Source organism: Aeromonas sp. s9 (assembly GCF_040907765.1).
Taxonomy (GTDB): Bacteria; Pseudomonadota; Gammaproteobacteria; order Enterobacterales; family Aeromonadaceae; genus Aeromonas; species Aeromonas caviae.
On the sequence record NZ_JBFOCK010000020.1, the window covers coordinates 33,712 to 47,255 of the forward strand.

The window sequence follows — 13,544 nt, forward strand, 5'->3', positions numbered from 1 at the left end:
TCCGACTTATCTGGAAAAGGGAAGTAGAGAGATGCACCAAGGATGGCTGCTGATCGGGTTGTCGCTCGCCTATCTGGGCTTGCTGTTCCTCATCGCCTATGTGGCGGACAAGAACAAGCGCCGTCGCCCCAAGGGGCAGCCTCTGCTCTACAGCCTGTCGCTGGCGGTCTATTGCACCTCATGGACCTTCTTCGGCACCGTGGGCCAGGCTAGCGAATCCCCCTGGTCGCCAGTGCCCATCTACCTGGGCCCCATGCTGGTGTTCCTGTTTGGCTGGCGCCTGCTGGCCCGCCTCATCCTGGTGGCCAAGCGCGAGCACATCACCTCCATCGCCGATTTCATTGCCGCTCGTTATGGCAAGTCCCAGCGCCTGGCCATGGTGATCAGCCTCATCGCCGTCATGGGGATACTTCCCTACCTGGTGCTGCAGCTCAAGGCGATCGTCACCGGGCTCGATCTGCTGATGGCCAACAGCACGGGGGTCAGCCCCACCAGCAACATGGCGGAGCTGGCGCTGGGTGTCACCCTGCTGCTGGCCCTGTTCAGCATTCTGTTCGGCACCCGCAACCTGGATGCCACCGAGCACCACAGGGGCATGGTGGTGGCCATCGCCTTCGAGTCCGTGGTCAAGCTGCTCGCCTTCATGGCGGTGGGGGGCTTTGCGCTCTGGCTCATCATCGCCAGACCGAGCGAGGCGCGTACCCTGGTGGCGGGCGACTTCCTCGATGCGGTGGTGGCGGTGACGCCGGGCGGCCTGCTGGAGCTCGCCATCTACACCCTGATCGCCATGTGCGCCGTCATCTGCCTGCCGCGCCAGTTTCACGTGACCGTGGTGGAGAACAACCAGGGACAGGATCTGCACTGGGCCCGCTGGATCTTCCCCCTCTATCTCTTCCTGATGGGGCTCTTCATCTGGCCGCTGGCGCTGGCAGGCAAGCAGTGGGTCGGGGCAGACATGGCCTCGGACACCTATGTGATAAGCCTCCCCATGTCCCTCGGATTCGACGGCATGGCGATGCTGGCATTTCTCGGCGGCACCTCGGCGGCCACCGGCATGGTGATCGTCTGCACCATCGCCCTGGCCATCATGGTGAGCAACGATCTGGTGTTGCCGGTCCTGCTGCGCCGGGTCTGGCAACAGGGGCGGGACGAACGCCTGATGCGGTTGCTGCTGCAGGTGCGTCGGGGCGCCATCTTGCTGATTTTGCTGGCGGCCTGGGCGCTCTATCTCTGGCTCGGGGATCTCACCAGTCTGTCACGCATCGGTTATCTTTCGTTCGGGGCCGTGGCGCAGTTCGCGCCAGCCCTGCTGCTCGGCCTGTACTGGCGTCATGGCAATCGCAAGGGCGTCTATCTCGGGCTCGCCCTCGGGGTCAGCCTCTGGTTCGTGACCCTGCTGGCGGAGAGCGGACTGCTGGCTGGCTCCCCTCTCGAAGCCCTGCTGGCGCCCCCAGACTGGCCGGCGGTGCGGGATCTGAGCCTGGGGGCCTGGTGCCTCTTCCTGAGTCTTCTGCTCAACCTCGCCGGCTATGTGGCGGGCTCCCTGCTGTCACGGGCGGCGGTGAGCGAGCGGCTGCAGGCAGCCAACTTCGTCGGCAAGACGAGCCGGGATACCTCGGCGCTTTATCATGCGCGGGTCTCGGTGAAGGAGCTGGAGATGCTGGCGGCCCGCTTCGTCGGTTCCAGCCGCGTCAAGCGGGCCTTCGGCCGCTTCGCCGGCGAGCGGGGAGGCACCCTGGCGCCCCAGATGCAGGCCTCCGCCGAGCTCATCGCCCACACGGAGCGACTGCTGGCCGGGGTATTCGGTACCTCGTCCGCCCGCCTGGTGCTAGCCTCTGCCCTGCAGGGACGCAACATGCAGCTCGAGGAGATCGCCACCATAGTGGACGAGGCCTCCGACATGTTCCGCTTCAACCGCGGCCTGTTGCAGGGGGCAATCGAACACATGGGGCAGGGGATCTCCGTGGTGGACAGGGAGCTCAGGCTGGTGGCCTGGAACCGACGCTACATCGAGCTGTTCTCCTATCCCCCCGGTCTCATTCAGGTGGGCCGTTCCATCGAGGAGATCATCCGCTACAACGCCGGACAGGGGTTGTGCGGTCAGGGAGACATCGAGGCCCAGGTGGCGCGGCGGGTTGCCTTCATGAAGCGTGGCAGCCCCCATGTCTCGGCGCGGGAGCGTCCCGATGGCCGGGTCATCGAGATGCAGGGCAACCCCATGCCTGCGGGGGGCTTTGTCATGACCTTCACCGATATCACCCCGTTCAGGGCGGCGGAGCGGGTGCTGCGAGAAGCGAACGAGCACCTGGAGGCGCGGGTGGCCGAGCGCACCCACGAGCTCTCCGAACTCAACCGCCAACTGCTGCTGGTAAACCAGCAGGTGGAGCGGGCCAACCAGTCCAAGAGCCGGTTCCTTGCGGCGGTGAGCCACGACCTGACCCAGCCGCTGAACGCGGCCAAGCTCTTTACCTCCTCCTTGCTGGAGATGCTGCCCCCGGAGGACGAACCGGCCCGCATCGCTCGCCACATCGACGACGCCCTGGGGGCGACCGAGGATCTCATCACGGATCTGCTGGACATCTCGCGCCTCGAGGCGGGCAAGTTCAAGGCGAAGAAGCTCGATTTCGCCCTGAGCGATGTGCTGGACAATCTCAAGGCGGAATTCGGCGTGCTGGCCCAGGCCGGTGGGATCCAGTTCTCCGTGGTGGAGAGCCGCCTTGCGGTCTACAGCGATGTGCGCTTGCTGCGGCGGGTGTTGCAGAACTTCCTCACCAACGCATTTCGCTACAACCCCGGCGGTCGGGTGCTGCTCGGCTGTCGCCGCATGGGGGAGAAGGTGCGCATCGAGGTGTGGGACAACGGCCCCGGCATCCCGGAGGGCAAGCAGGAGGCGATCTTCGACGAGTTTTCCCGCCTCGATCACTCCCGCACCGCCAGGGAGCAGGGGCTTGGCCTCGGGCTCGCCATCGCCCGCGGCATTTCGCTGGTGCTGGGTCATCAGCTCTCCCTGCGCAGCTGGCCCGGAGCGGGGTCCGTCTTTGCCATCACCCTGAACCTCGCGACCCGGCCCGTCATCCCCAGCCAGGTGACGACCCCGGCCCTGCGAGACAGCCAGCTGGAAGGGGTCAGGATCCTCTGCATCGACAACGAGGAGGATATCCTCATCGCCATGGCCTCGCTGCTGGGACGCTGGGGCTGCGAGGTGCGCTGTGCCCAGAGCCTGGAGCAGGCGGAAGAGATCATCGGCGGCGGCTTCCTGCCTGCGCTGGTGCTGTCGGACTATCACCTGGATGACGGCAAAACCGGGTTGCAGGCGTTGCACATGATCAGGCTGGCCCATGGCAACGGTATCGGCGGCATCATCATCAGTGCGGATCGCAAGAGCGAGTTGCAGGCACAGATCCGTGAGCACGGCTTTGGCTACGTGAGCAAACCGGTCAAACCTCTCAAGCTGCGCGCCCTGATGAACAGCCTGCTGATGCCGGTTCAGTGACTGGTCTCACAGAATCGAGCATTGGCTGAACATTTTCTGGATGCCATCCAGGTGTCATGATCGGCGATGATGGTGCCTCTTTCGTCGCCATTTGCCGAGTTTGGTGATAATTGAGTCTTGCTGGGTGTCACTTTTGGCAGGTGGCACCCGAGCGACTCTCCTCTATAGTCATTCGGCGATTATTTTTGTCGCAAATCAAGTTGTGCAAAAAGGCAAACCGGATGAAAGTCCGGGACGCAAAGCTTCCGGTCTAAGGGTCTGCGTACCTAGGATAGCGGGGCCACCACAGGTTGTATCGTCCATGGGCCAAGCCATGGTTGCGATGTTGTCTGCGTTACCTGGCAGGTTGCGTTGCCTTTTTCGTTGTTAATTCCAATAACGAAATAAGGAAGTTCAAATATGTTAAGTCCAAAACTTTCCCTGCTGGCGCTTCTGGTCGGGGGGCTTTGCACTACCTCCGCCTTCGCCGCTGCCCCGGGCAAACCCACCATTGGCTCCGACCCCACCAAGTTTGCCATCGTTGAAGTCAATCAGGCCGCTTCGGCCTACAACCAGCTGGTGACCGTCCACAAGGATGGCGCTCCCGTCAGCGTGACATGGAACCTCTGGTCCGGTGACGTCGGACAGACCGCCAAGGTACTGCTCGACGGCAAGGAGGTGTGGTCAGGCCCGGCCTCCGCCGCGGGTACCGCAAACTTCAAGGTCACCAAAGGGGGGCGTTACCAGATGCAGGTGGCCCTGTGCAACGCCGATGGCTGCACCCTCTCCGACAAGAAGGAGCTGATGGTCGCCGATACCGACGGCAGCCACCTGGCGCCGCTCAATGCGCCCCTCAAGGAGAACAACAAGCCCTACGCCAACAAGTCCGGCAAGGTGGTGGGGGCCTACTACGTGGAGTGGGGGGTCTATGGTCGCAAGTTCACCGTGGACAAGATCCCGGCCCAGAACCTGACCCATATCCTCTACGGCTTCACCCCCATCTGCGGTGGCAACGGCATCAACGACAGCCTCAAAGAGATCTCCGGCAGCTTCGAGGCGTTGCAGCGCTCCTGTGCGGGCCGCGAAGACTTCAAGGTCTCCATCCATGATCCCTGGGCGGCGATCCAGATGTCCCAGGGCAACCTCAGCGCCTGGGATGAGCCCTACAAGGGCAACTTCGGCAACCTGATGGCGCTCAAACAGGCCCACCCGGACCTCAAGATCCTGCCGTCTGTCGGCGGATGGACCCTCTCCGATCCCTTCTATTTCCTGGGTGACAAGACCAAGCGCGATACCTTCGTCGCCTCGGTCAAAGAGTTCCTGCAGACCTGGAAATTCTTCGACGGCGTGGACATCGACTGGGAGTTCCCGGGCGGACAGGGGGCCAACCCCAGCCTGGGCGGCCCGAATGACGGCGCCACCTATGTGGTGCTGATGAAGGAGTTGCGAGCCATGCTCGATGAACTGGAAGCCGAGACCGGCCGCCAGTATGAGCTGACCTCGGCCATCAGCGCCGGCGGTGACAAGATTGCCAAGGTGGATTATCAGGCGGCCCAGCAGTACATGGACCACATCTTCCTGATGAGCTACGACTTCAGCGGCGCCTTCGACCTGACGAATCTGGCCCACCAGACCAACCTCTTTGCCTCCAGCTGGGATCCGGCCACCAAGTACACCACCGACAAGGGCGTCAAGGCGCTGCTGGGTCAGGGGGTGACACCGGGCAAGATTGTGGTGGGGGCGGCCATGTATGGTCGTGGCTGGACCGGAGTGAAGAACTATCAGGCCGGCAACCCCTTCACCGGCACCGCCACCGGACCGGTGAGCGGTACCTGGGAAAATGGCGTGGTGGATTACCGTGACATCGTCAACAACCGCATGGGCGCAGGCTGGGAGCAGGGCTATGACGAGTCGGCCGAGGCCCCCTATGTCTTCAAGGCCAGCAGTGGCGACCTCATTACCTTCGACAACGACCGCTCGGTCAAGGCCAAGGGGCAGTACGTGCTGGCGAACCAGCTCGGCGGTCTGTTCGCCTGGGAAATTGATGCGGACAACGGCGACATCCTCAACGCCATGCACGAGGGGCTGGGCCACGGCGAGGGTACGCTACCGCCGGTCAACAAGCCGCCGGTTGCCAATGCCGGCAGCGATCTGAGTGCCACCGGTCCGGCCGAGGTGACCCTCAACGGCAGCGCCTTCCATGATCCGGAAAACGGGGCGCTGACCTACAGCTGGAAACAGGTCTCCGGACCCCAGGCCAGCCTGCTGGATGCCACCCAGGCCAAGGCCCGTGTGGTACTGGATGCCGTCAGCAGCGACATCAATCTGGTGTTCGAGCTGACCGTGACCGACGATCAGGGGCTCTCGGCCAAGGATCAGGTGGTGGTCACCAACAAGGCGCCGCAGCCGAACCTGCCCCCCGTGGTCAGCGTACCGTCCAGTGCGACCGTCGAGGCCGGCAAGCAGGTGAGCATCAAGGCCACCGCTTCCGACCCCAATGGTGATGCCCTGAGCTATCAGTGGACAGTGCCGGCCGGGCTCAGCGCCACCGGACTGGACAGCGCGACCCTGGTGGTCACGGGCTCGAACGTGACCAGTGATACGGCCTACGATCTGACCCTGGTGGTCACCGACGGGGCGCTGGATGCCACAGGCGTTACCCGCCTGACCGTCAAGCCGGCCAGTACAGGTGGTGGCTGCGAGGCCAGCGATCCGGATGCGGCCAACCATCCTGCCTGGAGTGCTGGTACCGTCTACAACACCAATGACAAGGTGAGCCACAAGCAACTGGTGTGGCAGGCCAAGTATTGGACCCAGGGCAACGAGCCGAGCCGCACCGCCGATCAGTGGAAACTGGTGAGCCAGGTGCAACTGGGTTGGGATGCCGGAGTGGTCTACAACGGCGGTGATGTCACCAGCCACAACGGCCGCAAGTGGAAGGCTCAGTACTGGACCAAGGGCGATGAGCCCGGCAAGGCCGCTGTCTGGGTCGATCAGGGCGCGGCGAGCTGCAACTGATCTGCCGTGATGAAAAATGGGGCCGAGGGCCCCATTTTTGTCTTGCTGCGTGGTCGGGTGTCTCTTCCCTGTCAGGGGAAAGGCGCACTCGGTTTGTCAAAAAGGTCCGTCAGGGCCTTTTTTCATGGTATGTCACCGGTTCACAGCGGTTTTTGCCACAGGCTGAGCAGCAGATCCTGCTCGAGGGCGTCGGGCCCCTGGTGGGTGAAGGCGTGGCGCTGCTCGCCGCTAGCACGCCAGCCGAGGCGACTGGTCTCCAGAATGTGCTCGCGCAGGCCCTGATCCAGTGCCGTACTGAACTGGGCGCGTTGCTGGGCAACACTGACGAGCCCGGTGAAGGCAGGCCAGCTCAGAGGATGTTCCATGCTCACCGGATTGAGGCTGACGCGCAATTGCCACTGATGGCGAGGGCCGGGTTGCACGTGCAGCAGATAGCCGCCCGGCGCCAGCCAGCTGACCAGGAGTTCCGTCTTGACCTTGAGGTCGTTGACCAGCAGCACCTGGGCCGTGCCAGGCAGCAGAGGGGCGCGCGCCGGGTCGGCGATGACGAACTGGCCTTCCGGTTGCGCCTTGTTGGCGGCAAAGATGGCATTCTTGGCCAGATCGAAACCGCCGACCTGCCAGCCGGGCAGCCGCTCAGCCAGGGCACGGCAGTAGTACCCCTCGCCACAGCCGAGGTGGACAAGCTCGCGCTCGCCAAGAGGAGCGAGCAGGTTCGCCATGGCGTCCACCAGAGGCAGTTGGTGGCCTTGTTCCAGGAAGCGGCGCTTGGCGCGCAGCAGGGCCCGGCTGTCGCTGTCCTTGGGGTTCTTCTTGCCGGGGATGAGGTCCAGATAGCCTTCCGGTGCGGGATCGAAGTGGTGCTTGTTGTCGCAATAGACCCCGCGGGAGGCGGCATGAAGGTGCAGGGGGCTGCGGCAAAGGGGGCATTGAAGGTGCATAGGAGTTCTCTTGGCGAAGGCCATGACGGCGGGGCGTTCGGGATTATAGGGGAGAGGATCGGAAAAGGCTGCCATGGGCAGCCTTTTTATCCAACGGCGCTGTGCGGGCGCCGTCGGCGGAACCCGGTCAGCGGGTACCAAACACCACTATGGTCTTGCCGTGGGCGGAGATGAGCTCCTGCTCTTCCAGCATCTTGAGGATGCGGCCGACGGTTTCACGGGAGCAGCCGACGATCTGGCCGATCTCCTGGCGGGTGATCTTGATCTGCATGCCATCCGGGTGGGTCATGGCATCCGGCTGTTTGGCCAGGTTGAGCAGGGTCTGGGCAATGCGGCCGGTCACGTCCAGGAAGGCGAGGTTGCCGACCTTCTGGCTGGTGTGTTGCAGGCGCTTGGCCATTTGACCGGATAGACGCATCAGGATGTCCGGGTTGACCTGGATCAGCTGACGGAACTTCTTGTAGGAGATCTCGGCGACTTCACAGGCACCTTTGGCGCGCACCCAGGCGGAACGCTCCGGATTCTCGTTCTCTTCGAACATCCCCATCTCGCCCAAGAAATCCCCCTGATTCAGGTAGGAGAGGATCATCTCCTTGCCTTCGTCATCCTTGATCAGGACGGCGACGGTGCCCTTGACGATGTAGTAGAGGGTTTCCGCTTTTTCACCGGCGTGGATCAGGGTGCTCTTGGCGGGATACTTATGAATGTGGCAATGCGACAAGAACCACTCAAGGGTGGGATCGCTTTGCGGTTTGCCAATGATCATGAGACTTCCTCTGTAGTGTCATTTTTATGGACTGTGCGTCCAGGCAAGTTGCCAAGCTTGCCATTCCTTACTCTTTGGTCGCAGTAGAATAAGAGCCTTTGCCTGTGCTGACAAGGCTTTGGGGTTTTGCCGTCCACCGGTGAGCCGCCATCTGCTGCGTCGTCCGGGGCATTCTAGGCAAGAAGAGGAGGTCGGATGTTGATTTCGATCTATTTCCCTTTGGGTCGTTGTCCGTTTCGCAGGAGAGACTGCTGTCGCCACAAACGGGGCTTTATCGCCGGGAACGGGCAAGATCCTGGCGCATGTGCCACTCGACCCCGGCTTGAGGTATGCTATGGGCGTTAGAACCGTCGTCATTGAGAGGAAAGTGAGAGATGAAAGCCAAGGTCAGCTGGGTGGAAGGCATGAAGTTTGTGGGAGAGAGCGAGTCCGGTCATCAGGTGACCCTGGATGGCGCCAACCCGGGTGAAGGTGCCAGCCCGATGGAGATGATCCTGCTGGCTGTCGGCGGTTGCAGCTCCATCGATGTGGTCTCCATCCTGGAGAAGGCCCGTCAGTCCGTGACCGCTTGCCATGTCGAACTGGAAGGGACCCGCGCCGATACCGTTCCCCGGGTATTTGAGCAGATCCACCTCAAGTTCGTGGTGACCGGCAAGGGTCTGGCGGAGAAGCAGGTCGCCCGTGCGGTGGATCTGTCCATGGAAAAATATTGTTCAGTTTCCCTGATGTTGGAAAAAGCGGTAGAAATTACCCATAGTTATCAAATTCTTGAGGGTTGACCGCTATAGTTTATCCCGTCGATAACGCCATGACATAAGGAAAGTGCGATGAAAAAAATGATGATGTTGCTTCCCCTGTTCGGTCTGGCCGCCTGCAGCATGCCGCAGCCGACCCAGTATCAATACAGCCAGTATCAGTGCGGGGAAGAGTTGCTGGCCATCACCTATGATGCCCAGGCCGACATGGTGCAGTTCCCTTATGCCGGTGTCTATCACAAGCTGGGGCGCATCGAGTCGCCCAAAGAGACTGCCAGCTATTCCGACGGGGTGACTACCTTCTCCCGTCAGGACAAGCAGGCCACCCTGGTCAAGAGCGGTGTGACGCAGCTGACCTGCGAGTTGAAGTGACCCTGATGCCGTCACGGCGTGTATGGAAAACGGCCTGCATGAAGCAGGCCGTTTTTGTTGAAAGAGACATCACTCTGACGGTAGCGAGCCCAGCAACTGGGCGGCCAGTTGCTGGCTAAGCTGGCCACGGGCTTCCTCTGCGACGGGTACGTCGCTGGCGAGCTGGATGGCGCTGCTCCACACCGCTTTCTGGCTATGCCCGTCGAGCAGCACGACGGCCAGGGTCCCCTTGCGGGCATTGGCGGCGGCGTTCAGGCCCGGTGTCATGCCGAGGCGGGAGAAGATCTCGCCATCGCTCATGTCCTGGCTGCCAGCTACCCCGATGGCGACCCAGACGTCGGCCTCATCCAGGGGAACGCTGCGCCAGCCTTTGCCGTCCAGTTGCCGGATGACGGCCTGCTGTACCGGTTCGAGCCAGGGCGCGGCGCTGTTGCCCGCATACTGGAATTGTTCGGCCAGCGCATAGCGTGGTGTCGCCCCGTAGGTCCAATGCTCCGCCGGGCGAACCACCATGGTGCCCGTTTCGACCGTGGGTGCGGCGGGGCCGGAGCTGCAACCGCCCAGCAGGGTTGCCAGCGTGAATGAGAGAAGTGCAGCGCGCATCGTTAAGCTCCTTGGCTCAGGTGATCTTGCCCGTTTCGATCAGTTGCTGGATCAGGGGGCGCAGGATCAGTTCCATTGCGAAGCCCATCTTGCCACCCGGCACGACGATGGTGTTCATCCTGGACATGAAGGCGCCGTCTATCATCGACAGCAGGTAGGGGAAGTCCACCTGCTTGATGCCCCGAAACCTGATCACCAGCATACTCTCGTCCAGGCTGGGTATCACCTTGGCGCTGAAGGGGTTGGAAGTATCGACGGTCGGCACCCGCTGGAAGTTGATGTGGGTGCGGGAGAACTGCGGCGTGATGAAGTTGATGTAGTCGTCCATGGAACGCACGATGGAGTCGGTCACCGCCTCGCGGGAGTGGCCGCGTTCCGAGGTGTCGCGAATGAGCTTCTGGATCCACTCCAGGTTGACGATGGGCACCACGCCGATGAGAAAGTCCACGTGCCGCGCCACGTTGTGCTCCCCCGTGACCACGCCGCCATGCAGTCCTTCGTAGAACAGCAGATCCGTCTCGCCGGGCAGATCCTGCCAGGGGGTGAAGGTGCCAGGCATCTGGTTGAAAGGCACTGCCTCGTCGAAGCTGTGCAGATAGCGCCGGTACTGGCCTGTGCCGCTCTGGCCATACTCCTGGAAAAAGGACTCCAGCAGACCGAAATCGTTGGCCTCCGGGCCGAAGTAGCTGATATGCCGCCCCTGCTCCCGGGCCTTGCGGATCGCCACGTCCATCTCGGGCCTGGTGTAGCGGTGAAAACTGTCCCCCTCGACCACGGCCGCCTTGTATCCAAGCTGGTGGAACATGGAGCGAAAGGCGTTGGTGGAGGTGGAAGTACCGGCACCGGACGAACCGGTGACCGCGATGATGGGATGCTTGGCCGACATAGAATTCTCTCTTCCTTGGGAGTTCCGTTATAAGGGGTGGCCCAAAGTGCGGTCAAGTGCGCCGTCATCCTCCTGCAGCCACCACGCTTCCCGGCAATAGCGGTGAACAAGGGCTGCCCTGTGCTCTGGGTACGTTGGAATAGGTGCTGCTGGATGGCGAACTGGCCATGCGGCCTGATGGTGCGAGTTGGATAGGGGGAGGGCGGGGTGAGCCGCCCGATAAGCCGTGACCGCGTTACGCTTGGGGGAAGTCGTCAGTGGGTGACTTGCTTAAATGAGTCTTTGGGACGACATTGACACTTTCGTGCAGCTCGCTGTAGACAAGCACGGCGCTACCTTGTAGCAATTGTTGCCTGACTGCTTCGACCTTGTCGGTCAGGCTGACATCCTGTTCACCGTATTCGGTGCCTTCTTGCAGCACAAAGTGTTCGAGCAGGTTGGTGAGGGTGTCCGGCTCCAGTTCTTGCCAGGGGATAATCATGATTTCATCTTCACTCAGTGGGTTGCGGATATTGTCGGTGTCTGGTCGGCAAGCGCAAGGGATTTGTCTCGTTTTGGACGAGGGGTGCCATGCAATCCATTGACGCACGCCGACCCTCCAGTCAATTCGAACAGCACCTGTTCGATGCCCGCCGCCGCGCCCTGAGCGCCGGTTTGCGCTGGTACTGGGTCATCAATCTCATCGCCCTCGTATTTCTGCTGACCCGCTTCTACATCTATCGGGATGCACACCTGGTACTGGTCGGCAACCTGCCCTGGTCCTACAAATGGCAGCTCTTTGCCATGATAGGTGTTGGCCTGCTGCTGCCGCTCGGGTGGGGCTGGCTCTCCCGTCAATCCCATGCCATCTGGCTGGTGTCCCTGTGCGTCTGTGCCCTGGCCTGGGGGCTGGCCTGGGCCATGGTGGGTTACACCATCTCGATCGTCGACTTGAAGGGGGGCTTCAGTTTCATTTTCAACATGGTCAGTCTGTTGCTGCTGACCGGTCTCGTCGCCGCGTATTGCGATGTGCGGCTGTTTTACGCACTGGTTTCTGTCCCCCTGCTGTTCTTGTTGGTGAGAGCCTCCTGGAGTCCTGAGCCCTTTGTTCTGGTCAACACCATAGTGGTCGGGGTTTTGCTGGTGGTGCTGGAGACGGGGCGGCGCATGCTCAACGGCTGGTTCGAGCTTGCGGTGTCAAGGGAACACGACAACCTGATGCTGGCAAACAAGATGAATGCCATGGCTAACCGGGATCCCCTGACCGGCATAGCCAACCGTCGCCACTTCGATCAGGCGTGCAAGCGTGCCATTGCGCAAGGCACCACCCAGGATGTACCGCTCACCGTGATCCTGCTCGATGTGGATTTCTTCAAGCGCTACAACGATCGCTATGGGCATCAGGCGGGGGATGAGTGCCTGATCCTAGTGGCTGAGTGCCTGGAGGAGAGTGTGCGGGAGCCCGGCGATCTGGTGGCGCGCTATGGGGGAGAGGAGTTCGTGGTGTTGCTGCAGGAGACGACGCTGGCCGGTGGCCAGGAGGTGGCGGAGCGCATTCGCGCCACTCTGGCGGCCAGGGCTCTGCCCCATGAGGATTCCGACGTAGCCCCCTACCTCACCCTGAGCCAGGGGATAGCCCAGTGGCGAACCGGGGAGAGCCTCGTCATGCTGCTCGAGCGGGTCGATGGCGCCCTCTATCAGGCCAAGGAAGAGGGGCGCAACGGTTATCGGTTCGCGCCCTGAGTCTGCTCCCGCAACCACTGGCTGATGCGCTCATCCAGCCAGAAGCGGGGGCGCCAGGGAGAGCCGTGCAGGAAGCCCACGTGGCCGCCCTGTCTGCTCAGCTCGTAGCGCACCAGAGGGGAGAGCTGCTCTGCCGCCGGAATGACGGCATCGGTCATGAAGGGATCGTCGGCGGCGTGAATGATGAGGGTCGGGATGGGAATGCGGGCCAGCAGGCCCAGGCCGGAGCAGGTCTGGTAGTAGTGATCGGCGCTTTCGAAACCATGGAGCGGTGCCGTCACCAGCTCGTCGAACTCCCTCAGTGTGGCGATGCGGGTGATCTGGGCCGGCTGCCAGCGCGCCCGTGCTGCGCTCTGGCGCCGGATCTTGCTTTGCAGGTTGGTTCGCATGGTGCGCAGCAGGTAGTTCTGATAGACCCGTGAGAAGCCCTGATTGACCCGATCGGCACAGCTTGCCAGTTGCAGCGGGGCCGACACTACCACCGCCGCTTTCAATGGTGCCGGGCAGGCCCGCGCCAGCAGATTGACCAGCATGTTGCCCCCCAGGGAATAGCCGATGGCGACCAGAGGCCGGCCTGGAAAACGCCGCTCCAGTTCGGCAATCACCGCCTGGGCGTCCTCGATGGCGCCCGAGTGATAGGCCTGCAGCAGCCGGTTAGGCTCGCCACTGCACCCCCGAAAGTGCATCAGCACCGCCTCGTTCCCTTGCCGCTGCAGGTGGGCAAAGAGTCCCTTGGCATAGTGGGAGTGAATGCTCCCCTCCAGTCCGTGGAACACCACCACCAGGGGTTGTTCATCCTGGCCGGATTCGCCGCTCCAGGCCAGATCGACGAAATCGCCGTCCGGGAGTTCGAAGCGCTCCTGGATGAAGCGGGCAGGCGAGCGGCGCAGCCACTTGGGCAAAATGGTTTGCAGATGGGGGTTGCGGGCCCACCAGGGGGCGTGGAAGTGGCTTTCTGTCAACATGCAGCGACTCGGAAGAGCAGGGAGGAAAAGGGGGCGGCGAGCCC

General features: G+C 62.3%; 11 protein-coding genes and 1 riboswitch. Of the genes, 5 read left to right on the forward strand and 6 right to left on the reverse strand.

What is annotated here, in order from left to right; all coding sequences use genetic code 11:
* Positions 1–31: 31 nt before the first annotated feature.
* Positions 32–3,493 carry a PAS domain-containing hybrid sensor histidine kinase/response regulator gene (locus tag AB5Y54_RS04120; protein WP_182957157.1) on the forward strand — a complete coding sequence of 1,154 codons (3,462 nt, stop codon included), beginning with the start codon at positions 32–34 and terminating at the stop codon, positions 3,491–3,493.
* A 201-nt stretch (positions 3,494–3,694) separates the two neighbouring features.
* Positions 3,695–3,781, forward strand: a riboswitch (cyclic di-GMP riboswitch).
* Positions 3,782–3,892: 111 nt separating this feature from the next.
* On the forward strand, positions 3,893–6,490 hold the full coding sequence (locus AB5Y54_RS04125) for a glycosyl hydrolase family 18 protein (RefSeq protein WP_368153271.1): 2,598 nt from the start codon (positions 3,893–3,895) through the stop codon (positions 6,488–6,490).
* A 140-nt stretch (positions 6,491–6,630) separates the two neighbouring features.
* On the opposite strand, the gene AB5Y54_RS04130 is transcribed toward AB5Y54_RS04125, so the two are convergent.
* Together AB5Y54_RS04130 and crp are read right to left on the reverse strand one after the other, a co-directional pair.
* Entirely contained in the window at positions 6,631–7,431 is an 801-nt protein-coding gene (locus AB5Y54_RS04130; RefSeq protein ID WP_069651817.1) for a putative RNA methyltransferase, read from the reverse strand.
* Positions 7,432–7,558: 127 nt separating this feature from the next.
* Positions 7,559–8,197, reverse strand: coding sequence for a cAMP-activated global transcriptional regulator CRP (gene crp / locus AB5Y54_RS04135; RefSeq protein WP_010673237.1), 639 nt, complete (start codon positions 8,195–8,197; stop codon positions 7,559–7,561).
* 374 nt (positions 8,198–8,571) lie between these two features.
* Here crp and AB5Y54_RS04140 point away from each other — a divergent pair, with 374 nt between their 5' ends.
* Together AB5Y54_RS04140 and AB5Y54_RS04145 are read left to right on the forward strand one after the other, a co-directional pair.
* Entirely contained in the window at positions 8,572–8,976 is a 405-nt protein-coding gene (locus AB5Y54_RS04140) for an OsmC family protein (protein ID WP_010673238.1), read from the forward strand.
* Positions 8,977–9,024: 48 nt separating this feature from the next.
* Positions 9,025–9,324, forward strand: coding sequence for a hypothetical protein (locus AB5Y54_RS04145; RefSeq protein ID WP_010673239.1), 300 nt, complete (start codon positions 9,025–9,027; stop codon positions 9,322–9,324).
* A gap of 69 nt (positions 9,325–9,393) precedes the next feature.
* Here AB5Y54_RS04145 and AB5Y54_RS04150 read toward each other — a convergent pair whose 3' ends face one another.
* The 3 genes from AB5Y54_RS04150 to AB5Y54_RS04160 form a co-directional block, all read right to left on the reverse strand.
* Positions 9,394–9,927: a lipoprotein gene (locus AB5Y54_RS04150; protein WP_042881272.1), complete on the reverse strand. Its 534-nt coding sequence runs from the start codon at positions 9,925–9,927 to the stop codon at positions 9,394–9,396.
* Between the two features lie 16 nt (positions 9,928–9,943).
* Complete coding sequence (locus AB5Y54_RS04155) at positions 9,944–10,813, reverse strand: phosphoribulokinase (RefSeq protein ID WP_010673241.1); 870 nt, start codon at positions 10,811–10,813, stop codon at positions 9,944–9,946.
* A 235-nt stretch (positions 10,814–11,048) separates the two neighbouring features.
* Complete coding sequence (locus AB5Y54_RS04160; RefSeq protein WP_010673242.1) at positions 11,049–11,294, reverse strand: YheU family protein; 246 nt, start codon at positions 11,292–11,294, stop codon at positions 11,049–11,051.
* 89 nt (positions 11,295–11,383) lie between these two features.
* On the opposite strand from AB5Y54_RS04160, the gene AB5Y54_RS04165 reads away from it, so the two are divergent.
* Positions 11,384–12,535: a GGDEF domain-containing protein gene (locus tag AB5Y54_RS04165; RefSeq protein WP_201920548.1), complete on the forward strand. Its 1,152-nt coding sequence runs from the start codon at positions 11,384–11,386 to the stop codon at positions 12,533–12,535.
* Here the strand turns inward: AB5Y54_RS04165 and AB5Y54_RS04170 are convergent.
* The gene (locus AB5Y54_RS04170; protein ID WP_143237991.1) at positions 12,517–13,500 is read right to left on the reverse strand and encodes a hydrolase; all 984 of its coding nucleotides are present in this window, start codon (positions 13,498–13,500) and stop codon (positions 12,517–12,519) included. The genes AB5Y54_RS04165 and AB5Y54_RS04170 overlap by 19 nt on opposite strands.
* Between the last annotated feature and the right edge of the window lie 44 nt (positions 13,501–13,544).